The organism is Rhodospirillum centenum SW (genome assembly GCF_000016185.1).
GTDB lineage: Bacteria > Pseudomonadota > Alphaproteobacteria > Azospirillales > Azospirillaceae > Rhodocista > Rhodocista centena.
The window spans coordinates 3,575,612-3,598,671 of the sequence record NC_011420.2; the positions used below are offsets into that span (position 1 = coordinate 3,575,612).

Below are 23,060 nucleotides of genomic sequence, written 5' to 3' on the forward strand. Positions count from 1 at the left end.
TGTCGATCTACGCCGGTCCCTATGCCCGCCGGCGCAGGTCGGTGCCGATGGCGGCCTCGATGGTGCGGCGCAGGCGGTTGGGGTGGATCGGCTTGTGCTCGATGGCGATGCCCAGCCGCCCGGCCTGCTCCAGCAGGTCGGGGTGGGTGTCGCCGGTCAGCAGCATGCCGGGGACCGCGGCGCCGAAGCGCGTCCGCACCTGGGCGATCAGGTCCGTGCCCAGGCCGCCGCCGGGCAGCCGGTAGTCGGAGATCACCAGTTCCGGGGCGCGGCCCAGCCGCTCCAGTGCCGCCAGCAGCCCCGGCGCGTCCGGGGCGGCAACGGGCCGGAGCCCCCAGTCGGTCAGCATCGCCTCCAGGGCGGCCAGTTGCAGCCGGTCGTCCTCGGCCACGGCCACGACGATGCCGCGGCTGCCGTCCTGCGCCTCCCCGTCGCCGCCCCCGCCGGCGGCGGGCGCGACAGCCGCCGCCACCGGCACCGTCACGCTGAAGCAGGACCCCTTGCCGGGGACGGAGCGCACGCCGACCCGGTGGCCCAGCAGCTGCGCGGTGCGCTGCACGATGGCCAGCCCCAGCCCCAGCCCCTGGCGGCGGTCGCGCGGACCGTCGTCGAGCTGGACGAATTCCTCGAAGATGGCCTGCTGCTTCTCCGCGGGGATGCCGCTGCCGGTGTCCCAGACCTCCAGCCGCAGGTGCCCGTCCTGCCGCCGCGCGCCCAGCAGCAGCCCCCCGCCGGCCGTGTTGCGCACGGCGTTGCTCAGCAGGTTGCGCAGCATGCGGTCCAGCAGCACCGGGTCGGAGCGGATGTCCACGGAAGCCGGCACCACCCGCAGGCGCAGCCCCTTCACCGCGGCCTGCGGCGCGAACTCCTGCGCCAGCCGGCGCAGCATCGGGGCGACCGGCACGGTGGCCAGCGACGGCGTGACGGTTGCCGCCTCCAGCGCCGACAGCTCCAGCAGCGCGTTCAGCAGGGTCTCGCCCGAATCCAGCGATTCGCCCAGCTTGTGGGCAAGGTCGATCTGCGTCGCGTCCTCCAGGCGGGATTCCAGCAGGTGCAGGAACAGCCGCATGGCCTGGAAGGGCTGGCGCAGGTCGTGGCTGGCCGCGGCCAGGAAGCGCGACTTGGCGCGGTTCGCCCGCTCCGCCTCCAGCTTCGCGGCCTCCGCCTCGGCCTTGCGGCGCATGTCCGCGGTGACGTCGATGGCGATGCCGGTCAGCCCGACGATGACGCCGTTCTCCCGCTGCGGTTCCACGGCGATGTCGGTCCAGTGATCGTCCGTCCCGTCCCGTGCCGGCATGCGGAAGGTCTGACGGTCGCCGCGGCCGCTCTCCAGGACACGCTTCTTGAAGGCGTACATCTCCGCCAGACCGACGCCCGGCAGGTCCAGCATCAGGTCGGTGCGGCCCAGGAAGTCCTCGTTCCGCAGGCCCTTTGGCAGATTGTAGACCCAGGTGTACCGCAGGTTGCGGTCCTGGGTGAAGATCGTCACCGGGGCCACCCGCAGCGCCAGACGCAGGCGCATCTCGCTCTGTTCTGCCGCCCGGGCCGCCATGCGCTCGTGGGTCACGTCGATGCCGATGCCGGTCAGCCCGACGACGCGACCATCCGGTGCCCGCATCGGCGTCAGGCGCAGGTCGAAGATCTGCCCCCCCTCCGGTCCCGAGAGCGGGAAGGACAGTCGCTCCGCCGTGCCCGTCTTCAGCACGCGCTGCTTTGTCGTGATCAGCAGGCGCTGGTCGGGGCTGGGGGGAATGTCATGGTCGGTGCGGCCGATCATGCCGTCGGGATGCAGGGACACGCCGTCGGTGGCCCAGAGATAGCGCAGATCGCAGTCCTGCACGAACAGGACCACCGGGCCGGCGCCCGCGGCTTCCCTCAGCGCGCCTTCCCAGGCACGCAGGGCGCGTACCGCGTGCTGGAGTTCCTCCGCCTCGGACGCGCTCACGCGGTTGGCGGGCATCAGGGCGCGAAACAGACTGAGCAAGGTCGGGGACTCTTCTGAACGACGGTTACCCGGTGGCCGCAAGGATTAGAAAGTTGAATGGAACGATTGGAAACAGCCGCTTTCGGGGCACGGTCGAAAGTAATAGTCTATGCAGTCGATAGCGCTTTCGGCCGAGGCTCCGGTTCCGAGACACCCTATCAGGTCACGATGAAGCGGCGGTCCGACTTTTCCAGGACAAGTGCCGTGAGCCGGCCGGTGACGTAGGCGCCGGTGTCGATGCCGATGCGGTTCGGCTGCACGTCCGGGGTCTCGCTGATCGAATGGCCGTGCACGACCAGGGCGCCATGGTCGGCGCTGGAGGCCAGGAAGGCGTCCCTGATCCACAGCATGTCGTCTTCCTCCTGGTCGTCCAGCGGTCGGCCGGGCCGGATGCCGGCATGCACGAACAGGTAGCCCCCGACGGCGACATGGGTGCGCAGCGTCGTCAGGAAGGCCAGATGGTGGCGCGGCAGTCTTTCGCGCAGGCCGAGTCGGGCCTCCTCCAGCCAGACGGTTTCGGGCAGGGCGTCGCGCCGGCGCACGCCGTAGCTCATCAGGGTGGCCAGACCGCCGAAGCGCATCCAGTCGACCCCGACGCCAGGGTCCTCCAGGAAGCGCAGCAGTGCATCCTCATGGTTGCCCTTCAGGCAGATCATGCCGAATCCGGGCGGCGGCCCGCCGGCCAGCCGCTCCACCACCCCGGCTGAGTCCAGGCCGCGATCCACATAGTCGCCCAGCAGCACCAGCGTGTGCTGAAGCTCGGGTGCCGCGGCGGCGTCCGCGCGAATGCGCTCCAGCAGCCGGTCCAGCAGATCGGCGCGGCCATGGATGTCGCCGATGGCATACAGGCGCTGGCCCTCCGGCACCGTTGCGATGCGCGGCGGCGGCTTCGCCGTCTGTCGCCGGAACCAGGAACCGATCACGCAGGTCCACTCCCGTTGCCGCCCGGCCGCCCCTTCCCCCGGACGGGCGGCGCGGTCCGCAGATTAGGGGAGGGGGGCCGGCGAGTCCAAGAGGATGTCCAGCCCCGCCAGGGGCACGCTCAGCGTGCGCCGGTCGAAGACCGTCCAGTGGTAGGGGGCGGGCTCCTCCTCCCGGCGGACATGGAAACTCAGATGCAGCATCCGGCCCCGGTGCAGCTCCGGCAGCAGCCTGTCGGTGCCGGGGCAGGCGACGCCCAGCCGCCGCGTCTCCTTCAGGAGGGCGAAGCGGGCCACCAGTTCGCTCGCGGCGTCCGTGCCGGGGGCGAGACGCCCGGTCGCCACCTCCTCCAGGAAGGCGGTGAAGGCCGGTGCCATCGGCGTCCGCGGGGCGCTCGGCCCCTCATCCACGGCGCGGGCCAGCGCGCCCAGCTCCCGGTCGGTGTGGAAGCCGTGGACAGGGCCGTCATCCACCTGGAGCAGCACCGGCCGGCGCACGTCGATGTCGCGGTCGAAACCGACATGGAGGCTGGTGCAGGCGGAGTCGCGGCGCAGGGTGATGCTGACCCGTCCGCGCCCGCCGCGGTGGTCGGCATAGGCGTGTCGGGCGGTGACGCTGCAGATCCGCGCCGCCCCACGCCCGTCGCAGGTGGCGTGCCAGACCCCCTGGCGGGCCTGCTCCTGCCGGCTCCCGTCCCTTGCGGCAGGACCGTCGGTCGCGGCGGCCGGCATCGCCGTCAGCCACAGCATCATGGCCAGGGCCGCAGGGCGGAACGCCGGCATGGCCGGGCGGCGGGGGAAGGGGACGCGCATGGCGTACTCCGTCGGGGCGTCCCCGACTCTTCCCCGGCGTCCCTTGCCGGGCCGTTAACGGGACCGCCACGGTCACAGCCGCGACCAATGGACGCCGGCCGGGCGGTCACGCCGGCCGTCGGAGAGGTTGCGGCCCGTGGCCGGCGGGCCCATATCGACGGGATCGGTTCCGCGGCGCTTCCCGCAGGGCGGGGGCCGCGCGACGAGGGGGCGTTCGGGGAGGGACGTTCGGGGAGGGGACGTTCGGGGACTTGTCTCCATCCTCGGCCGTTGGTGTCCACGGGGACAGGACCGGGACGACGGAACCGGACCAGAGGAGAACCATGAGCGTGCTGGACGATCAGCCGCCGGCCGGGTTCCCGATCCAGCCGGTGGCCTTGAAGATTCTGGGTGACGGCGTGCTCGCCGCCACCATCGTGCGGGCGTCGGACCTGCCGCCCGACCAGGGCCTGTGGGCGATGCTCCTGGCCTTCATCATCGCCGTGCTGGCCAGCATGGCGGCGGGGACCATGCTCGTCCGCCGCGGCCAGCGCGAACTGTGGGACGTGACCTCCGTGGCCTGCCTGGGCGCCATGGCCGTGCTGCTGTTCCTGAACGGGGCGCTGCTGGTCGGCCTCCTGATGCTGTGGCTGGCCTGGTACCGCTGGCAGCGGATCGAGGCGGGCGGCGATGGCGGGGACGGGGCGTGAGCGCCCGGTCATGTTCCGCCCCTGCACGCCCGGCCCCCGGCCGTCGGGCCTTGCTGGCGGGGGCGCTCGCGGCCCTGCCGCTGCTCCTGGCGGGGGGTGCGGCCCGGGCGGGCGGTCCCTACCGGCCGCCGCAGAACCATTTCCGGCTTCAGCCCTTCGCCATTCCGGTGCCGGCGCGCGGCCCCTTCGGCCTTGCCACGGTGGAACTGGACATCGTTCTCAAGGCCGATATCTGGCGCGACTACACCCGCTCGCAGCAGCCCCGGCTGCAAGGGCTCCTGCTGGCGGAGAACTGGAACCTCGCCGTCGGCAATGACGGCAAGGTGGGGGCGGAGACGGCGCTGCTTCTGAAGCAGCGGGCGACCGAGATCGCCCGCGACGTGCTGGGCGACATCGTGACCGAGGTGCTGATCGTCTCCCTGGTCGTGACCTGACCGGCGCGGGCGGCATCAGCCCCAGAGGGCCGGCTCCGGGGGCGATACCGTCGCTCCGACGTAGCGCAGGCCGGGATCGCGGTCGCGCGCCAGCAGCAGCGGCCCGTCCAGGTCCACGTAGCGCGCGCCCTGCGCCAGCAAGAGGGCCGGCGCCATGGCGAGCGAGGTCGCCACCATGCAGCCGACCATCACCTCCAGCCCGGCGGCCCGGGCGGCGTCGCGCAGGGCCAGCGCCTCGGTCAGGCCGCCGGTCTTGTCCAGCTTCACGTTCACCACCCGGTACTTGCCGCGCAGCCGCTCCAGGCTGTCCAGCCCGTGGACGGACTCGTCCGCCCCCAACGGCACCGGGCTCTCGTAGCCCAGCAGCGCGTCGTCGTCCGCGGCGGGCAGGGGCTGCTCGATCAGTTCCACCCCCAGCCGGTGGAAGTCGGGCGCGAGGCGGTGCAGCGTCTGTGGCGTCCAGCCCTCGTTGGCATCCACGATCAGGCGCGACGCCGGGGCATGTTCCCGCACCGCCGCCACCCGCTCCAGGTCCAGCCCGTCGCCCGCCAGCTTCAGCTTCAGCAGCGGCCGGTCCGACGCCTCCCGCGCCGCCCGCGCCATGGCGTCGGGCGCGTCGATGGACAGGGTGAAGGCGGTCGTGACGGGGCCGGGCGCCGCGTCCAGGCCGGCGCGCTGCCAGACCGGCAGGCCGGTCCGCTTCGCCTCCAGGTCCCAGAGCGCGCAGTCCAGCGCGTTGCGCGCCGCCCCCGGCGGCAGCGCCCGTTGCAGCGCCGCCCGGTCCAGCCCGGCTTCGACGGCTCCGGCCAGCCCCTCCAGCGCCGCGGCCACGCCCTCCACCGTCTCGCCGTAGCGGGCATAGGGGACGCACTCGCCGCGGCCGGTGACGGCGCCGTCGCAGACCTCCGCCACCACCACCCGCGCCTCCGTCTTGGCGCCGCGGGCGATGCGGAAGGTGCCGCGGATCGGAAAGCTCTCGCAGCGCACGGTCAGGCGGCGGACCACGTCGGACGACGGCATCGGATCGGTTCTCTTCCTGGATCGCTCAGCGAAGGCTGGACGGGGGAACGCCCCCAGTCTACGTCCTGCGGCCAGATGCGCCAGGGGGCCGCGCGACGGCATGGTTGATTGCCGCGGCGCGTCGTCCCACTTCTGGCCTGCGCAAGCGTGAAAGGGGGACTGAATGGCGGCGCTCGCAACCGTCTGGCCGGCGGCCCTGGCCGAGACGAAGCTGGCCTATGCGGCCGTTCTGGCCGATCCCGGCCGGCTGCTGCGGTTCGGCGGCCTGCCGACCGTGCTGGCGCTGGGGCTCTGGGCCTTCCTGTCGATCGCCCGCCCGATGCCCGAGTCGGAGGACCCGGCCGTCATGGAAGCCTGGATGGCGACCAATGCCGGGTACGTCCTGCTGGCCATCCTGACCGCGCTGTGGAGCTACGGCCGGCTGGTCGTGCGCTGGTCGCGCTGGACCGTCACGGGCGACGGGACGGGCGGATTCCTCGATCCCGGCCTGGGTGGGCGGGAGCTGCGGACCCTGGGCTGGTCGCTGCTGGCCGGCCTGTGCGCCATGCCGACGCTGCTGCTGCTGGTGCTGGTGGGTGATGCCTTCCTCTTCCTCGGCGCCGCCCTGTTCGGGCTGGCGGGGGAGGAGGCGGCCCTCACCGGGGCCCAGCTCGGGGCGGTGCTCGGGGGGCTGATCGGTCTCCTGCCCGCCTACTACATCACCGGGCGGCTGCTGCCTGGGGTGGCGCCCGTGGCGCTGGGCCTGCCGGGCGCGCTCGGCCCCTCCTGGCGGACGACGAAGGAGGCGGCCCTCACGGCCATGCTGACGCTGTGGCTGATCGCCCTGCCCGGTGCCATCGTCGGGACGGTGTTCCTCCAGCTCGACCTGGGGCTGGCGCTGAACGTGGTCGGCCCGGTCCTGAGCTTCCTCGCCTATTCCGCCACCGCCGTCTCCATGGCCCGGCTCTGGCAGGCCGTGGTGGCGCCGGCGGCCCCGGCGGCGCCGGAGCGGGACTGACCCCGCCCCGGCATCGCTCCGTCGCCCCGCCCTGGTCCCGAGAGCCGTCAGCCGGCCGCCGCCGCTCCTGCCGCCCCTGCCGGGACGGCGGGCGCGCGGGTCGCGGCGATCCAGTCGTCCACCACCCGCTCCAGCACGGTCAGCGGCAGGCCGCCGTTGCCCAGCACCACGTCATGGAAGGCGCGGATGTCGAAGCGGTCGCCCAGCGCCGCCCTGGCCCGCTCGCGCAGCTCCAGGATCTTCAGTTCGCCCACCTTGTAGGCCAGCGCCTGTCCGGGATCGACGACGTAGCGCTCGACCTCGATGCGGACGCCGTCCGGCTCCATGCCGGTGACGGAGACCATGTAGTCGATGGCCTGCTCCCGGCTCCAGCGCTTGTGGTGCAGCCCGGTGTCCACCACCAGCCGCGCCGCGCGGAAGATCTCCGACTGCAACCGCCCCAGGTCGCCGTAGGGATCGTCGGCGTAGAGCCCCATCTCCCGCGCCAGCCGCTCGGCGTAGAGCGCCCAGCCCTCGGCATAGGCGTTGAAGGGATAGACGCGGCGGAAGGTGGGCACGCCCTCGATGGTCTGCGCCCAGGCGAGCTGGAAGTGATGGCCCGGCACCGCCTCGTGATAGGTCAGGGTCGGCAGGCTCCAGCGCGGCCAGCGGTTCATGTCGCCCAGGTTGATGTAGAAGATGCCCGGCCGCGTGCCGTCCAGGGCCGGCGGGTTGTAGTAGCCGCCCGGTGCGGACTTTTCGGCGTGCTCCGGCACCCGCCAGACCTCGACCGGCTGCTTCGGCAGCAGGTTGAACCAGTCCGGCGCCTTCTTCATCACCGCTTCGGTCAGGCCGCGCACGTCCCGGAGCGCCGCCTCGCGGCCGGCCGCGTCGTTGGCGTAGCGGAAGCGCGGGTCCGCCGACAGCGCCGTCAGCCGCTCGGCCGCCGTGCCCTCCGTCAGGCCCAGGCCGCGCAGGATGGTGTCCATCTCGGTGGTGATGCGCTCCACCTCCTTCAGCCCCAGTTCGTGGACGGCGTCGGGGGTCAGGTCGGTGGTGGTCTGGCTGCGCACCATCAGGGCGTAGTATTCCTCGCCCCGCGGCTGGTGCCAGACGCCGGCGTCGTGCGTCGCCTTCGGGGCCAGCTCCTCGCGGAACAGCCGGGCCAGCGCGCGGTAGCCGGGATAGACGGCGGTGTCCACCGCCTCCACGGCCGCGGCCACCAGGGCATCCTTCTCCGCCGCCGGCAGGTCGGTCAGCTTCTCCAGCTTGGCGGCCAGCCCGCCGACCAGCGGGTTCTCCACCGCCGGGCTGGCGGTGAACGCCTCCATCTGCTCGGCGGTCCGGGCGACGACGAAGTCGGGCGGGATCACACCCTTCTCCGCCTGGAAGCGGACCCAGTGGGCAAGCTGGTCGAATTTGGGGCCGAAGGCGCGCAGCCGCTCGACATAGCGTTCGGCGCTGCGCCGGTCGATGACACGGTGCTGCGCCTCCATGAACTGCGGCAGGCTGACCGGCGCGCCGGAAAGCTGGTTGACGGGATAGAGCCCGCCCGGCGTCATCCAGTCGAACGCCTGCTGCGCGACCAGATCGCCGTAGAACGACTCCATCACCGCGCGGGTCAGCACCTGCTGGCCGTTCAGCGTCTCCGGGGCGTAGCTGCGGATCTGCTCCAGGTAGCGGCGCAGGTCGGCCTTTGATTCCTCGAACCGTTCGGGCGACAGGTCGGTCAGCCGGCCGGAATGGAAGTCCAGCCAGGTGTTGTCCACCAGCCCCAGGAAGGTCAGCGTCTCCGGGTCGTCCAGGACCTGGTAGAGGGTCTGGCGCTCCACCATCCAGTCGATGGTCGGCGGCTTGCCCCAGCCGGCCACATAGACGACCGCGCCCGCGGCGATGCCCAGCACCGCCGCCGTGCCCAGCAGGATTCCCTTGACGCTCATGTGCCCCTGTCCGTCGTTGCGCGCCGGTGGCTCCGGCGCATTTGCGGCACTGTCGCGCGGCGGCCCCTGCCCGGCAAGGGCCGCGTCGTCACGCCGGCCAGAGCCGGAAAGAGCCTGACCGGGAAGGGGATCAGCCGGGATGGCGCAGGGTCAGCATCCGGCAGGTCTGCGGCTGGTCGATCCGGACAACGGCGCCATCGGGCCAGCGCACCTCCAGCCGCTCCACCCGGGTCGCGGCGCCCAGGCCGAAATGCGCCACCGGCTCGCGCTGGCAGAAGGTGCCGCCGCCGTCGATGACGCGGATCTGCGTGCGCCCGCCCGCCGTCAGCCGCACCACCGCCCCGCGGGCGGGGGCGCCCATGCGGGTCAGGGGGCGCACCCGCAGCCAGTGGTGGCCGCGCGGTTCGGCCAGGAACAGGCTCAGCGGGTGCGGCCCCGCCCCGCCCGGTCCCAGCAGCAGCTCAAGCTGCCCGTCCCCGTCCAGGTCGGCCACGACGGCAGCGGTGCCGTGCGGGGCCGCGGCGTCGCCCGGGTCGATCCGGGTCCAGCGCTCGTCGCGCCAGGCGAACAGCCGGTTCGGCCCGCCCTGGACGGTGACCAGCAGCTCCTCGTGGCCGTCATTGTCGAAGTCGGCGGCGATCACTGTCCGCACCCGGCCGGGCTCGGCCAGCTCCGGCGGGGCGATGTCGGCGAAGCCGCCCCCGGCCCGGCGCTGGAACAGCCGGTGCGGCCCGTCCCCGTTCGCCACCACCAGATCCAGCAGCCCGTCGCCGTCGCTGTCCAGCAGGGCCGCGGCGCGGGCGGCGAAGCCCGGATCGGCGACGCCGTGGCTGCCGCCGATCTCCTCGAAGCCGCCGTCCCCCAGGTTGCGGAACAGCAGGTTCGGCCCCGTTCCGCCGACGACCACGTCCGGCGCCTCCCCGAACAGGGGGGCGGCCAGCAGGCAGGTCGCCGCCACCGGAACGTCCAGCCCGGCCTCCTCCGCCATGTCGTGCAGCCGGCCGCGCCGGTCCAGCTCGTAGAGCCGCAGCGCCCCCTCGCGCCCCGCCACCAGCACGCCGTAGCGGCCCTCGCCGCTGCGGTCCAGCACGGCCAGGGCGCGGCCGCCGTCGCGGTTTGCGGCCCCCAGATTCTCCGGCAGGGCGCAGAGGTCGATCCAGCGGCTGCCGAACCACGCGAACAGCCGGTCCGCCGCCGGTGCCGCGCCGGTCGCCGGCTCGCCGTTCAGGACATAGACCTCCTCCCGCCCGTCGCCGTCCAGGTCGGCGCAGGCGATGGCGACGGCGCGGCGCTCGGGATCGGCCAGGACGGGATCGGCCATGTCCGCCAGGCCGTGACCGTCCCATTTCAGCACCCGGTTCGGCTGGCCGGCCACCAGGATCTCGTCCCGTCCGTCGCCGTCCACGTCGGCCACCGCCAGACCCTGGGCATGGCCGGCGGGGTTGCGCGCGATCAGGTTCGAGCAGGCGATGAACATCCGGACCTCCGGACCGCGGAAATGCCTGATTCGATACACCCCGCGGCGGCGTCCCGGCAAGACGCCGGACCGGCGGAGGCCGGCACGCAGGGGCGGCGCGGAGAAGGGGCGCTCAGCGGCGCACGGCGGTGCTCTTCTTCTGCCGGGCCAGTTCCAGGAATGCGGCCTTGATCCGCGCGAACAGGCCCGGCGGGATGAAGCCGTAGGCGACCGACTCACCCTTGCCCGGGGCCGGCGCAAGCCCACCGTTGGGCCATTCGTCGATGTTGTGCTCCGACACGATCACCCAGCTCGGTGCATCATCAAGGCCGAGCGCCTGCTTGACCTTCGCCGGGATTTCGACACCGACCGTATCGCCCATGGGTGGTGTATGCGTGATAGGCAGCAGGACAACGTAACGCGGTTGCGTGGCACTGTCGCTGGCGGCCACCAGACAGGCCGGACGGTCCTTGCCCTGGTCCTGCCCGCGGGCGGCTTCGTGCGTCCAGAGATAGTCATACCGGACGACCAGGCCGGGTCTGGGGTCGGTGAGCCGCACCGACCCCACCTACTTCAGCAGATCATCCAGATGTCGGTGTTCGGGGGCCATCTCGGCCCGCTCAACCGCGGCCTGGACGATGTCGGCGACATCGACGGTCCGATGCGTCCGCTGCGCGGCGGCCTTCAGCCAGTCATAGTGCTCGGCCGTCATCAGCACATATTCGCGGCGTCCGTGCCGGGTGATCTCCACCGGTTCGCGCCGTGCTTCGTGCTGGAACTGGCCGATATTGCGCTGGAATTCGAGGACGCCGACGGTGGGCATGGCTGGAATCCCGATGCTGGAAGGTTGCCTCAATCCCCCGGATGATCCGTGTTCTGGCCGTGGCGATCAACCATCGACTCCGGGTCGGGTATGGTCCGACCGGACGGGCCGGCCCGCTCCGGGGCCAACGACCAGTTTTCCCTTGGCAGGGGTGCGACATCTGGTACGATGTCCGCTTGCCGCCTCTAGATGTGGTGGTGAAGCCCGGCTTATCCACAGACCGGGCATACCGGGGCTGGGGATAACGGGGACAGAGTCATGCGCGACGGCGACATCGGGGACGTGCGGCAGCAGGGAACGCCGGAAACGGGCGGCCTTTTCGCCCGGGTGCAGATGACCAAGCACCCGGCCGTGCTTGTGGATCATTCCCGGGACAACCTGTTGACGGCGTTCGGCAAGGCCACGCTGGACGACCGCTATCTGCTGCCGGGCGAGTCCTACCAGGACCTGTTCGCCCGCGTCGCCAGCTACTACGCCGACGACACGGCGCACGCCCAGCGCCTCTACGACTACATCTCGCGCCTCTGGTTCATGCCGGCGACGCCGGTGCTGTCCAACGGCGGCACCGACCGGGGCCTGCCGATCTCCTGCTTCCTGAACGAGGCGTCGGACAGCCTGGAGGGCATCGTCGGCCTCTGGAACGAGAATGTCTGGCTGGCCGCCAAGGGCGGCGGCATCGGCAGCTACTGGGGCAACCTGCGCTCCATCGGGGAGCGGGTGAAGGGCAACGGCAAGACCTCGGGCGTCATCCCCTTCATCCGGGTGATGGACAGCCTGACGCTGGCGATTTCCCAGGGCTCCCTGCGCCGCGGCTCGGCCGCCTGCTACCTGCCGGTCTGGCACCCGGAGATCGAGGAGTTCGTGGAGATGCGCCGCCCCACCGGCGGCGACCCGAACCGCAAGGCGCTGAACCTGCACCACGGCGTGGTCATCCCCGACGCCTTCATGCGCGCGGTGGAGGCGGACGAGGACTGGAAGCTGGTCAGCCCGAAGGACGGCGCGACCCTGCGCGTCGTCTCCGCCCGCCAGCTCTGGATCCGCATCCTGACGGCGCGGGTGGAGACGGGCGAGCCCTATCTGCTGTTCATCGACCATGTGAACCGCGCCATCCCGGAGCACCACAAGCTGGCCGGGCTGACGGTGAAGATGTCGAACCTCTGCGCGGAGATCACGCTGCCCACGGGGCTCGACCCCTGGGGCCAGCAGCGCACGGCCGTCTGCTGCCTGTCGTCTCTGAACCTGGAGACGTTCCTGGAGTGGCAGGACCACCCGACCTTCATCGAGGACACGCTGCGCTTCCTCGACAACGTGCTGACCGACTTCATCGCCAAGGCGCCGGACGAGATGGCGCGGGCGAAGTACGCGGCCATGCGTGAACGCTCGGTCGGTCTCGGCGTCATGGGCTTCCACAGCTTCCTGCAAGGCCAGGGCGTGCCGATCGAGGGCGTGATGGCGAAGGTGTGGAACAAGCGCATCTTCGCCCACATCAAGCGCCAGGCCGATGCCGCCAGCCTTGCGCTGGGGGCGGAGCGCGGGCCCTGCCCCGACGCCGCGGAGTATGGCGGCAAGGAGCGCTTCTCCAACAAGATCGCCATCGCGCCGACGGCCAGCATCTCCATCATCTGCGGCGGTGCCAGCCCCGGCATCGAGCCGATCGCGGCCAACGCCTACACGCACAAGACCCTGTCGGGGAGCTGGTCGGTCCGCAACAAGTACCTGGAGGCGGTGCTGGAGCGGCACGGCCGCAACGACGAGGACACCTGGTCGGCCATCACCCTGAACGGCGGCTCGGTGCAGCATCTGGACTTCCTGTCCCAGGACGAGAAGGACCTGTTCAGGACCGCCTTCGAGATCGACCAGCGCTGGCTGATCGAGCACGCCGCCGACCGCACGCCCTTCATCTGCCAGTCGCAGTCGCTGAACGTCTTCCTGCCGGCGGACGTCCACAAGCGCGACCTGCACCAGATCCACTTCCAGGCCTGGAAGAAGGGCGTGAAGAGCCTCTACTACCTGCGCTCGCTCTCCGTGCAGCGCGCCGAAAGCGAATCCCGCCCGGCCGCCGCCGCGAAGCCCGACACGCCGCCGGAACCGGCGAAGTACGAGGAATGCCTCGCCTGCCAGTGAGGGGCGGGGCGGCTGATCCTGCCGCGCACACGATCCAGACCGCGAGCAGGAACCTGGACGATGGCGGTCCGCCAATGGATGCCATGGTAATGGAGGATGGCGCCCGCCAGTCCTTTTTTTGAGCAACAGATGCGCTTCGATGTGGAAGGGGGGGGCAAATAACAACAAATAGTAGCAAATTTATTGCATAAATAAATTATTCATACAAAAATTTATATTACCTTTAAAGGAAATCTGGTTTTGCTTTGATAAAACTGTCGACACGATCCCTGTGGTCGTGGTTTTATATGACGTGTGCCCTCGTTGCTATTTTTTAAATTCGGTCACGGTGATTTGTGGGAATTTAATGTATTCATAGAGGTGTAGAGGTGAGCCTCTTCGGGGAACTTCACGAAGATGCCTTCCTACTGTTCAGTCGTGCGAACAGGCATCTCTACGCGCAGCTTGTTACCGACCTGTTCGAGCGATTCTTCAGCGACACGGTGACCTTTCCCAATCGCCTGGAAGTAGTTGGTTATATTTACGATCTGCTGCGCAATCAGCCCGAACTCTGGGCCGACGACGGGGAGGATTGGTCCGGGGTTGCCGATGTGAGAACCACAGGGCGCCGGATCCGACGCGCCCGTCCCGAGGACAGGCGGCAGGACCTCCTCCTCGACTGCGCCTATCGGGCTTACGGCCGCCTCATCGATACGGGATGGCTGGAAGAGGAGAGTTACGGCCTGAAGATCACGGTCGACATGCCGCCTGCGGCGATGCTTTTGGCCGAGCGGCTGGCGGCGATCCAGAGAGGACTGGCAACCTCGTTCCGTGGCGTGGTTGTCACCATTCGAAATGCGCTTGCCGCAGTAGTCAATGTCGATGGCCGCGTCAATGCCGTCGGCCTGAACAAGGCGGCTGAGATGGCAGTCCGCTTTTCCCGTGAACTGCGGGCGGTGTTGTCAAGTCTGCGCTCGATTGAGCGGGACATTCTCGCGTCGGAAAGCCTGAACGAGCGCCTTGCCACGTTCGTGCAGGATTTTATTGGTAAGCTCGTGCTCAAGGACTTCGAGTCCATCTACAAGACAAACCATCCCTACCGGTTCAAGCATGAGATCCTCGGCTACGTCGACGCCATCAGCGACGAGGGATACCTGCGTGACCAGATCATCGATGGCTATGTCGAAGGTGAGGTTTCGCTTACGCGAAGCGAAGCGGGGTTGCAGCTCGATCAGGACCTCTTCACCATCCGCAATGTCTTTGACAACGTCGACCAGACCTACGACCGGATCAACGTCTACCGGGTACGGCTGGAAGGACGGCTGCGCAATGTCTTGAAATACGCTGAGCTGGGTGACCATCGCCATTCCCAGCGGGTCACCGGACTGACAGCACGGCTCGACCGGGTCCTGACCGGACTCGGCGAGGTCGGCATGATGGGATGGCTTGATGACCGGCAGCCCAGAGGGTTCGTCCTGCCGGAGGTGACTCCCTGGGCTCCGCACTTGCTGGCCCAGCCGCGGGCTCCCAAACCACCGGTCGAGGCGACCGCCGTGCGGCGGCAGCAATTTGATCCCGTCCTTGCCGCCTTCCGCCGCCTGCTTCGTGACTACAATGATCTGTTTGTGGTGGAGACGGCCCGTGTATTGCGCTTTCTGGACTGCCGGGTGCCTCCAGGCTGTACCGGCGAAGCCCGATGGCTGTCCATCAATGGCGTTGAAGATTTCCTCGTTTTCGAACAGCTGCGCCGCCTCCGCTATAAGCCGTCGTCGGAGTTCGCGCAGCATTACGAAATCCTGCCATGCCCCGAGGGGGCTTGGCGGGATGACGAATGGATTCGCTGCAAGAATTTCCTGATCCGCACTAAGATCGCCGGTACAGCTATCGACAACGATGCGTAAGTGCTGGAGGTCCATCACCATGCTGAAGGATTTGGTCGACATAGAAGTGCGTTTCGGCGACCGGGTCGTGGACGACGTCCGGCAGGTCGCCAACCAACTCCTCCAGCGTCAGTTCCTGTTCGCCGGCGACCGCGGCACCACCCACGCCTATGAAATTGTGACAGGCCCGCGCTTCCGGAGCTATTTCACAGCGCTGTTCGATGCGTTGGGCTATCAGTTGCGGATCAGCGAAACTGAACAGTGGGTCGGCCTGCTACCCGATCCCGAGCTGGACCTTTTCCCGAAAATGCGGATGGACAAGACCATCGTGCTGCTGATCCTGGCGCTCGCTTGGCAGGATGCGGCAAACCGCGGCGCCGCGGAGGCCCGCGCGGTGGTGAAGACCACGCTCAATGAGGTGCTCGAACGCTACCGCGACATCGCAGGTCGTAACCGTAAGGAGGCCCTGATCTCGGCGCGCTTCGAGGATGCTCTACGCGAATTCCACCGGCGCGGCCTTGTCTGGCTCGGCGACTGGGATCCGGAAGCGGCCGACCGCGAAATCGAGATTCGCCCGATGCTGCATCTGCTGGTGGGCGGAAACGCGCTCGATCTCCTCGAACGCTTCGCCGCGGAAGCGGAGAGCGCGATTACACGGGAGCGGAGGACCAGATCGCCGCAGGACGACGGTGAACAGGAAGGAACGGAAGAGTGAAGCACCTCATCCGCATCGGCATGATCAACTGGCATCTGCTGCCCGCGACCGACATAGACGTGAGCGGCGACATCGGCGTGATCGGCGAAAACCGCAGCGGCAAGTCGACCCTCCTTGATCTCATCCAGGTGGTCGTCACGGGCAATAACGGGCGCTATCTGCGTCTCAACGCGAGCGCAACCGACGGCAACCGCAAGCGCAGCCTCCGCTCCGTCCAAGCCTACTGTCTCGGCCGACTTAGCCCTGACCAGGTAATGCGCTCACAGGCGCTTACATACATCTATCTGGTGTTCCAGGACACTGGGCTGCCTCATCACGTGACCTCGATCGGACTCGCGCTGGAAGCGAGCCAGAACGAGGCTGCCGAACGGCCACCGGTACAGTTCATCGCCGACGGGATCAGCCTGAGCCATACCCATTTCCTGGAACTGTCCGCTGACGGTGCCGAACAGCCGCGCGACTGGGCCGTGGTGCGCCCGCACCTGGAGCGCCTGTGCAGCGAGGCGGGCGGTACTCTGTTGACCTATCGCAACGAGCCGGGCAAATACGTGCAGGACTACATGAAGATCCTGTCGACCGGCGGCCGCTTCATCAACACCGATCAGTTCCTGAAGGCGTTTGTCAACGCGATTTCCTTCGAACAGATCCCCTCGGCTACAGACTTCGTGCGCCGCTACCTTCTCGAAGATTCCCCGATCCGCATTGGTCAACTACGCGAGTCCATCGCCACCTACCACTCCTTCCGCAAACAGGTCGAGGAGGCGCGGACCAAGCTGGCTCGGCTGCACGCTTTGCGCAGCGCCATTTCGACGTTCAAGGACGACCTCCTTGCCCAGGATCGTGAGCAGTGGATCGCCGCGCGGGCTCAGTTGGACCATGCCTTTGTCGAGAACCGCACGCTACGTCGTCGGCGCGATCAGAACCTGGCCGATCAAGCGGAGGCCAAGCGGGCGAGAACGCAGCTGGAGGCGCTGCGCGAGGAGCTCGGGAACGAGCTTGGGACGGTGCGCGACGCTATTGCTGCACAGAGCGGCAGTGCCCAGCGGCGCCAGCTCGAAAGCGAACGGGCGCTTGCAGAAACCCGGTTGAAGGAGACAGTCGGGCAGTTGGAGACCATCCAAAAGGCGGTCAACCAGGGGGCCCATGCCCTGAAATTCCGTATGCTTCTGCCAACCATGCCCGGGGAGCCCTTCGTGGTCGTGGAGCGGATGCGCCAAGCTGGCGGGCCGGCGCGGGTGCCCGTCTGGCCGAACGATCCTCAGGCTCTGGCCACCGCCCTCGACGACCCCCGTCTCCGCCTCCCTCCGTTGATCGATGCCTGCGAAAGGGCGGCCAACGAGGAAACCAAGGCTCAGGGCCTCAAGGAACAGGAACTGCGGGAAGTGGTCCGGCAGATCAAGGATATCGAGGCGACCGGCATCGCTATCGACAGCACCGTTGAGAGACTGGTGGCCGAGATGGAGGGCTTCGGCTGGCGACCGCGCATCGTCTGCACCCTTCTGCGTGTGATGGACGACCGTTGGCGCGATGCTGTGGAAGCCCTGCTGGGACGCGACCGCGAGGCTGTCATCGTCGCGGACGCCCACGTCGAGGATGCGATCCGTTACCTTCAGCACAACCGTGTCCGCCTGCGAGGCTGCCGCGTGGTGAACAGCCGCAAGCTGTCGCCGGCGGAGGGGCGGCCGGAACCAGGAACCTTGGCGGGCGTGCTCGCCTCGGACGATCCACTGGCGATGGCGTTCGTCGTTCGTCGCATCGGCGGGGTCAGGCTCGCCTACTCGGTCGAGGATCTGCACCGCCCCGGCCGGGCCGTGATGCAGGACGGCACCTACGACGATGGTCTGGTTGTCGAGATGCGCGCGGTTGCCGGAGGCTACAAGATCGGCGCGGGTGCTGGCCGTATCGGGCTGTCAGCCCTGGAACGCCGGCGGAATGCGATCAAAGAGGAGTTGGAGGAACTGGAAGGCCGCGCAAAGGACCTGCGCACCGCGGCCGGCTGTCTTACGGTGCTGTCGGCGGCGGTCGGCAGGGGCACGGACCTGATCGCCGCATTGGACCGTTACACTTGGTTGAAGGAAAAGCTCGACACGCTTGCCGAGGACATCCGCGCGCTGGAGCGGAACATCAATCCCGAATTCAAGGCGCGCATGGTGGAGATCGATCAGCAGATCCGCCTGTACACCAAGGGTATCGAGGACGCCGTCCGCGCCGAGGAGCGGGCTACGCAGAGCATCAGCACGGCCAGTATGACGCTTGGCGGTGGTGAAAATGCTGTGGGTTCTGAGTTGAGCGTCCAGTTTGCCCGCCAGAAGTTCCAGGCAGTGCGCCACCGGATCGATCGGCCGGCGTCGCGCGCCGCCTATCGCGCGGCCGTGGCGGCGCAGAAGGGAAACCTCACCCGGACCGCGGATCTCGCCCGCCGCAACGCCGAGGCCGCAGCCCAGCGGATCCAATCGGTAAGAATTGGCATCTTTGATGGCTATCTGGCCTTCAATATGGAGTTCGGGCTGAAGAACGAGTTCACCCGGGAGCAGGCCCAGGTCCTCCGCGACATTGCCCCCTGGGTCGAACAGGGTATCGCGCGCATCGAAGGGATCGATCTGGTGCGCCATCAGGCGGAAGCGGAGGCTGCGGCGGACCGTTCTCGTAACTTCTTCCAACACTCCTTTGCCTATGAGTTGCGACGCCGGTTCGACGCCCTTCACTCCGCTCTGGAGGACATGAACCGGACGTTGCGCGCGCACGACTTCCACTACGAGGTCTACCGCTTCGTTGCCCATCCTGTGGAGCCCTATCAGGCGATCATCAGGCTGGTAGAAGCCTCTCGGGTTGACGATTCCGTGTTTGCGCTGCTGTTCGACAGTCAGGCCGATGACACGCACCCGCATGCCATCGCGCTGAAAATGGTGCAGGAGCTGCTGTTGGATGAGAAGCGAGATGTGGCGGATTTCGAGGACTATCGCCACTATTACAGCTTCAATCTCATCATGAAGGACATCAAGACGAACCGCGAAGTGGATCTGGAAACCCGGCGGGGTACCGGATCCGGCGCCGAGCAGCAGGTGCCTTTCTATATCGCCATCGGCACCGCCCTTGCCGCTGCGTACCATGGTAAGGCGGCAGGTGACGTGGCAAAGGAGAAGGGGATCGGCCTTGCCGTGTTCGACGAAGCCTTCTCCAAACTCGATGGCAGGAACCAGAAAGCCTGCATGGATTATTACGAGAATCTGGGATTGCAGGTCATCGTGGCTGCGCCGTTCGAGAAGCGGGCAACGCTCTACGAGACCCTGGAGTATTTCGTCGAAACCTTCCGCAACGGGGACCTGATCCACGTGGATTGGTATGGGGTGGGCGAACGCACCCGGCAGGATCTTGCCGAGGCGAACCCGGCTAACCTCGGCCTCGACGGGTTCCGGCGGATGATGGCCGCTCAGGCGGAGACGTGAGCCGTGGCGAAGCGGTTCCGCGATGCGGTCGGCGCCCTGGAGCATATGCTGTCGACCATAGAGCGGGAGCCGGGGCGCACCGTCGTCCGTGTTTATCCAGATTATGAAGGCATGCGCACCGGCGAGGAACTGGAGCGCTTCGAACGCGTGATGACGGCGGCGGGGAAGGCCGGCGCCGTGCACATCGCCCTTGAACGACGGCCGAGCGGCCCCGCTTCGATCCGCTCTGTGGCACTTGCCGACGCAACGAAACTTGCGGCTCATCTCGGCCGCGTGCCTGCAACGGACGAAGCCGCTCGGGCGATCGACGTTCTCCGCCGCCTCACCGGCCCTCTGCCCGCCTGGGTCGGTGAGATCGTGGATGAAATCGCCGCCGCATGGGCCATTCGACGCGAGGGGTATCCGGGATTGGAGCCCGGTGATGTGGCAACGGCGGCCGGTTTCATTCGGCTCCTGTGTGCGGTGGATCGCGGGGAGCATGTCGGAGTGGACATGCGTACCTTCTCCCGACGCGCCTGCGGCGACAGCAAGGCGGCCGAGCTGGGCTTGCCACGTCTGGCACGCGCTCTGCGCAAGCGCTTTGATCTTCCCGACGCTCCTCCGCGCGAAGCTCTCGCAGCGTTCGGCATCGAGAAGTTCCCCCAGCCGGTCCTGCTGCGCGGGTCGCTGACGCTGTCCGGCGACACGCGGCTGGACGGACGGCCCTATGTCGGAGTGCCTCCGGAATGGCTGGACACTTTGGTGATTGTCGGCCGGCCAGGGTATTTCCTGGTTATCGAGAACCTCGCGTCCTTCAACCGTTACGTCCGGGAGGTGGATGATGGCGGCATCATCTTGTATTCCGGCGGCTTCCCTGCGCTTGCAACGCTGAAGGCCATCCGTCGTATGGATGCGCTCCTGCCCGCCGATGTGCCGTTCTTCCATTGGGGAGATGTCGATGCGGACGGCGTGCGGATTCTTCAGTACATCGCACGGTCCATCAGTCGCCCGTTGCGCCCTCACCTGATGGGGGTCGATGCGTGGAGCGACACGGCCGTTTCCGAGCTTTGCTCGCAGCTTGGCGAGCCTGCCTTCCTGCCGATGGAGCAGGAGCAACTGGATCCGGAAAGTCCTTTGGCCATCACTTCCGCATCGTAGCTTTGTGTCGCCAGGGCGCGGGCCGTACTGAACAAGATGATGCTGGGCACCCGCGTCCAAACGGTTTCGAGTTGAGCTTTGTCGAGCGCCCCCTGGCTGTCTTTGCGCTGGCGCTTTCTTTCCTTGCGATTCCCGATGGCCACGATGCTGTCTTCCGGGTTTCTGTACCGCTTGGAATGCTCCCTTTGTCACGGAGATCGCCTGCCGCCTTCCGGCGAGTGTCCGTAGCACTCAAGTGTCAATGTATGATCTTTCTGAATGATATCAAGATAATCAGCGTTATTTGCGGGTATTTTTATTGTCTATATTATTAATTTGTTTTAATTAATTGAAATTTTTATCTGGGATAATACACAGAGAAATCTTTAAATGGTGACTCTAATATTCGGGCCAGGATACGTCACGGTCTGCTGCAGCGCATAGCGGATGCTGCCGTCCAAGGGAGCTTCTAAATCTGGGATAGGACGGTGTAGCGTCCGAATAGAGCTTCACATACCTCTTTCGTGCAGGCATCATACGCTTTCTGATGGGTGCATTTGCCGTCAATGCAGCTTTTTGAGAACAGTTCAAAGGGGGCGGCCCACCCATGATGTTCCTGTGTCCCTAAAGGATGCGCCTTCATGGACAATAAACTTATAAATAATCAACCTGGTATTTCATCTCGGTCCGGCGTGCCCTGTCAGAAGGAAGTATCTTCTGCTGAATCGGATGTTGTTCGCCGGTTCTGCCATGAGGATGGTGATGCTTCCGATCCACAGCGCCACCCGTTTGGTGGTGCCGCACCTCCCGAACGGGCAGGGGGCAGGCCCGACCATCCCGGCCATTTCAGGATGGCGGTGGCGGCGGCACTTCAGAGCAGTGACCGGCTCGGGCTGCTCACCGTTGCCTTGGGGCCCGTACAGCCTTTCATCGCAGCCGCCCGATCGCTCCGCGATCTACGGACCGGCAGCGCACTTCTGTCCTACCTGTCGTTCTGCGCGATGCGGCCGGTGATCGACAGACTGGGCAAGCACAACCTGATATCGCCCAGCCTGTACGGAAACCCGTGGCAGAGATCTGGGCAGGGCGAAGAAACCATCCCCACGTCCGGCCTACCGCATCGGTTCCTGGCACTCGTCCCCTGGGGAGAGGAGGGGGCAGAGGCTGCGACCCTGGCGCGTGCCTGCGAGGCAGCTGCGAAGGACGCGCTGGTTGAGATTGCTGCTGCGGTGCGGGGAAAGATCGCTGAGCGGATGGACGATTTCCGCGGCTGGGATGCACTGTGGGATGCGCAGATCGACGCCATGCTGCATGTCCGTGCCGTGGCGGTCCCGTTGGATGTCGACGCATCAACGCTTTCCCGCCTTGGGATTCCGACGGATGCGGATGAAGGTGGAGGGGTGGGCTGGATCGGGCTGGTGGACCTCGCCGGCCGGGTGCTGGCAGCCCGACGATCAGTCCTGCCGGTGCCGGTGAACCCTGCGGCCGAGGCTACGGGAACTGTAGCGAAATGCACCCTTCTGGGCAGCTGGGAGCAGATGGGAGATGGGGTCTTCTGGAAGGTCGCCCCCGATCGGTTGAGAATGGGCGGCGTGCGGATGCGCCCGAGCGAACGGTTCTGCGCCCAGTCCCTGGTCAAGCGGTTCGCCTTTCCAGCTTTTCCTCAGATCACGTTCGGGTTTGAACCGAAGGATGTCCGCTTCCCTGATACCGCTACCGTGGCAGCCGCGGAGTGGCTGGAGGGTGCCGGACCGGATTTGCAGCGGTATGCTGATCGGGGTGAGTGGTCCGGGCAGTGGCTGCACTGGGTGCGGCAAGATCAGGATAAAGACGAAGCCCGCTGCCCGGACGAGGTCTGGGCGCAGATCTTGGAGGCTAAAAGAAATAGCAAAAACAATCCGCCGTCTTATTATGCAATTCTCGTCGCCGATGGCGACAATATGGGGCAGTGGTTGCGGGGGGATAAGCTTGACCAAGGCCGGCGCATGTCGCCCCTGCATCATATGGCGATTTCCGAAGCCTTGGCGAATTTTTCCGTCCATGCAGCTCCTGCCATCGTCACAAATCATAAGGGCTGGCTGATCTATTCCGGGGGAGATGACGTATTGGCCGTACTGCCGGCCGCGCGTGCCCTGTCCTGCGCCCTCGCCTTGCGCAATGCGTTCCGCGGCACCGGGGGGTGGTATGAGGGACGGCTCGCATTGGGTGACAAGGCCGGCCTGTCGGTCGGCGTGGCCGTGGTCCATCACAAGGAGGATCTGCGGGAGGCGCTGGACGCTGCCCGCACGGCGGAGAAGAAGGCAAAGGGTGATGGCCGAGACCGTCTGGCGCTGACGGTGCGCCGCCGGTCGGGGGAACATGCGACCAGCTTTCTGCGCTGGGAGAATGTGCCCTGGATGACCGCGCTGGTGGAGGCGTTCCGCGATGGTGCCTCCGACCGCTGGGCCTATCGACTGCGGGGCATGGCCGGCACCCTGGACGGGTTGCCGGTGGACGCGGGCACGGCAGAGCTGAAACGCCAGGTCGGCCGGTCGGAAGGAGAGACGCTGGAGAGACTGGCCCGGCTCGGGCCGATCCTGGACCTCGCGCCGGCAGCCACGGATGACGACACCAAGGCCATGGCCCTGGCGGCGCTGGCGGCTGCCTATGAGCGGTTCCGCCATGGCCATGATGGCCCGCGGATCGCTGACTTCGCCCTGGCCTGTCAGGATGCCAGTTTCCTCGCCCGTGGCCGCGACCGCTGAG

17 protein-coding genes are annotated in these 23,060 nt (G+C 67.5%); 9 read left to right on the forward strand and 8 right to left on the reverse strand.

Annotation, left to right across the window (positions count from 1 at the left end):
- Positions 1 to 19 precede the first annotated feature (19 nt).
- The 3 genes from RC1_RS20395 to RC1_RS16590 all read right to left on the reverse strand — a co-directional run bounded on the left by RC1_RS20395 (position 20) and on the right by RC1_RS16590 (position 3,717).
- On the reverse strand, positions 20 to 1,984 hold the full coding sequence (locus RC1_RS20395; protein ID WP_012568601.1) for a hybrid sensor histidine kinase/response regulator: 1,965 nt from the start codon (positions 1,982 to 1,984) through the stop codon (positions 20 to 22).
- Between the two features lie 158 nt (positions 1,985 to 2,142).
- Positions 2,143 to 2,907, reverse strand: coding sequence for a metallophosphoesterase family protein (locus RC1_RS16585; RefSeq protein ID WP_012568602.1), 765 nt, complete (start codon positions 2,905 to 2,907; stop codon positions 2,143 to 2,145).
- Between the two features lie 63 nt (positions 2,908 to 2,970).
- Positions 2,971 to 3,717 (reverse strand): invasion associated locus B family protein, encoded by a 747-nt coding sequence (locus RC1_RS16590; protein WP_012568603.1) that lies wholly within the window; start codon positions 3,715 to 3,717, stop codon positions 2,971 to 2,973.
- Positions 3,718 to 4,040: 323 nt separating this feature from the next.
- Here RC1_RS16590 and RC1_RS16595 point away from each other — a divergent pair, with 323 nt between their 5' ends.
- The gene (locus tag RC1_RS16595) at positions 4,041 to 4,406 is read left to right on the forward strand and encodes a hypothetical protein (RefSeq protein WP_012568604.1); all 366 of its coding nucleotides are present in this window, start codon (positions 4,041 to 4,043) and stop codon (positions 4,404 to 4,406) included.
- On the forward strand, positions 4,403 to 4,840 hold the full coding sequence (locus tag RC1_RS16600; RefSeq protein ID WP_148213489.1) for a hypothetical protein: 438 nt from the start codon (positions 4,403 to 4,405) through the stop codon (positions 4,838 to 4,840). The genes RC1_RS16595 and RC1_RS16600 overlap by 4 nt, the downstream gene beginning before the upstream one ends.
- A gap of 15 nt (positions 4,841 to 4,855) precedes the next feature.
- Here the strand turns inward: RC1_RS16600 and dgcA are convergent, their stop codons facing one another.
- On the reverse strand, positions 4,856 to 5,860 hold the full coding sequence (gene dgcA, locus RC1_RS16605; RefSeq protein ID WP_012568606.1) for an N-acetyl-D-Glu racemase DgcA: 1,005 nt from the start codon (positions 5,858 to 5,860) through the stop codon (positions 4,856 to 4,858).
- A gap of 163 nt (positions 5,861 to 6,023) precedes the next feature.
- Between dgcA and RC1_RS16610 the strand changes: the two genes are divergently transcribed.
- Entirely contained in the window at positions 6,024 to 6,857 is an 834-nt protein-coding gene (locus RC1_RS16610) for a hypothetical protein (protein WP_012568607.1), read from the forward strand.
- 47 nt (positions 6,858 to 6,904) lie between these two features.
- On the opposite strand, the gene RC1_RS16615 is transcribed toward RC1_RS16610, so the two are convergent.
- The 4 genes from RC1_RS16615 to RC1_RS16630 all read right to left on the reverse strand — a co-directional run bounded on the left by RC1_RS16615 (position 6,905) and on the right by RC1_RS16630 (position 11,055).
- Positions 6,905 to 8,776: a DUF885 domain-containing protein gene (locus tag RC1_RS16615; RefSeq protein ID WP_012568608.1), complete on the reverse strand. Its 1,872-nt coding sequence runs from the start codon at positions 8,774 to 8,776 to the stop codon at positions 6,905 to 6,907.
- A gap of 130 nt (positions 8,777 to 8,906) precedes the next feature.
- On the reverse strand, positions 8,907 to 10,253 hold the full coding sequence (locus RC1_RS16620; protein WP_012568609.1) for a CRTAC1 family protein: 1,347 nt from the start codon (positions 10,251 to 10,253) through the stop codon (positions 8,907 to 8,909).
- Between the two features lie 112 nt (positions 10,254 to 10,365).
- A complete protein-coding gene (locus RC1_RS16625; protein ID WP_041786759.1) occupies positions 10,366 to 10,791 on the reverse strand; it encodes a hypothetical protein in 426 nt (141 codons plus the stop codon).
- Between the two features lie 9 nt (positions 10,792 to 10,800).
- Positions 10,801 to 11,055, reverse strand: coding sequence for a type II toxin-antitoxin system prevent-host-death family antitoxin (locus tag RC1_RS16630; RefSeq protein WP_012568611.1), 255 nt, complete (start codon positions 11,053 to 11,055; stop codon positions 10,801 to 10,803).
- A gap of 258 nt (positions 11,056 to 11,313) precedes the next feature.
- Here RC1_RS16630 and RC1_RS16635 point away from each other — a divergent pair, with 258 nt between their 5' ends.
- The 6 genes from RC1_RS16635 to cas10 all read left to right on the forward strand — a co-directional run bounded on the left by RC1_RS16635 (position 11,314) and on the right by cas10 (position 23,059).
- A complete protein-coding gene (locus RC1_RS16635) occupies positions 11,314 to 13,179 on the forward strand; it encodes a ribonucleoside-diphosphate reductase subunit alpha (RefSeq protein WP_012568613.1) in 1,866 nt (621 codons plus the stop codon).
- 368 nt (positions 13,180 to 13,547) lie between these two features.
- On the forward strand, positions 13,548 to 15,059 hold the full coding sequence (locus RC1_RS16640) for a Wadjet anti-phage system protein JetA family protein (RefSeq protein WP_012568614.1): 1,512 nt from the start codon (positions 13,548 to 13,550) through the stop codon (positions 15,057 to 15,059).
- Between the two features lie 19 nt (positions 15,060 to 15,078).
- Positions 15,079 to 15,753, forward strand: coding sequence for a DUF4194 domain-containing protein (locus tag RC1_RS16645; protein WP_012568615.1), 675 nt, complete (start codon positions 15,079 to 15,081; stop codon positions 15,751 to 15,753).
- The gene (locus RC1_RS16650) at positions 15,750 to 19,199 is read left to right on the forward strand and encodes an SbcC/MukB-like Walker B domain-containing protein (protein ID WP_012568616.1); all 3,450 of its coding nucleotides are present in this window, start codon (positions 15,750 to 15,752) and stop codon (positions 19,197 to 19,199) included. Before RC1_RS16645 ends, RC1_RS16650 begins: the two co-directional genes overlap by 4 nt.
- Before the next feature lie 3 nt (positions 19,200 to 19,202).
- Entirely contained in the window at positions 19,203 to 20,336 is a 1,134-nt protein-coding gene (locus RC1_RS20400) for a Wadjet anti-phage system protein JetD domain-containing protein (RefSeq protein WP_012568617.1), read from the forward strand.
- Between the two features lie 620 nt (positions 20,337 to 20,956).
- On the forward strand, positions 20,957 to 23,059 hold the full coding sequence (gene cas10 / locus RC1_RS20935; protein WP_083759355.1) for a type III-B CRISPR-associated protein Cas10/Cmr2: 2,103 nt from the start codon (positions 20,957 to 20,959) through the stop codon (positions 23,057 to 23,059).
- The last annotated feature ends 1 nt before the right edge of the window (position 23,060 follow it).

Excerpts from the sequence above, each read along its gene's own strand:
- RC1_RS16590 (WP_012568603.1), bottom strand. The coding sequence starts at position 3,717 with ATGCGCGTCCCCTTCCCCCGCCGCCCGGCCATGCCGGCGTTCCGCCCT.
- RC1_RS16595 (WP_012568604.1), top strand. The coding sequence starts at position 4,041 with ATGAGCGTGCTGGACGATCAGCCGCCGGCCGGGTTCCCGATCCAGCCG.
- dgcA (WP_012568606.1), bottom strand. The coding sequence starts at position 5,860 with ATGCCGTCGTCCGACGTGGTCCGCCGCCTGACCGTGCGCTGCGAGAGC.
- RC1_RS16610 (WP_012568607.1), top strand. The coding sequence starts at position 6,024 with ATGGCGGCGCTCGCAACCGTCTGGCCGGCGGCCCTGGCCGAGACGAAG.
- RC1_RS16615 (WP_012568608.1), bottom strand. The coding sequence starts at position 8,776 with ATGAGCGTCAAGGGAATCCTGCTGGGCACGGCGGCGGTGCTGGGCATC.
- RC1_RS16620 (WP_012568609.1), bottom strand. The coding sequence starts at position 10,253 with ATGTTCATCGCCTGCTCGAACCTGATCGCGCGCAACCCCGCCGGCCAT.
- RC1_RS16630 (WP_012568611.1), bottom strand. The coding sequence starts at position 11,055 with ATGCCCACCGTCGGCGTCCTCGAATTCCAGCGCAATATCGGCCAGTTC.
- RC1_RS16635 (WP_012568613.1), top strand. The coding sequence starts at position 11,314 with ATGCGCGACGGCGACATCGGGGACGTGCGGCAGCAGGGAACGCCGGAA.
- RC1_RS16645 (WP_012568615.1), top strand. The coding sequence starts at position 15,079 with ATGCTGAAGGATTTGGTCGACATAGAAGTGCGTTTCGGCGACCGGGTC.
- cas10 (WP_083759355.1), top strand. The coding sequence starts at position 20,957 with ATGGACAATAAACTTATAAATAATCAACCTGGTATTTCATCTCGGTCC.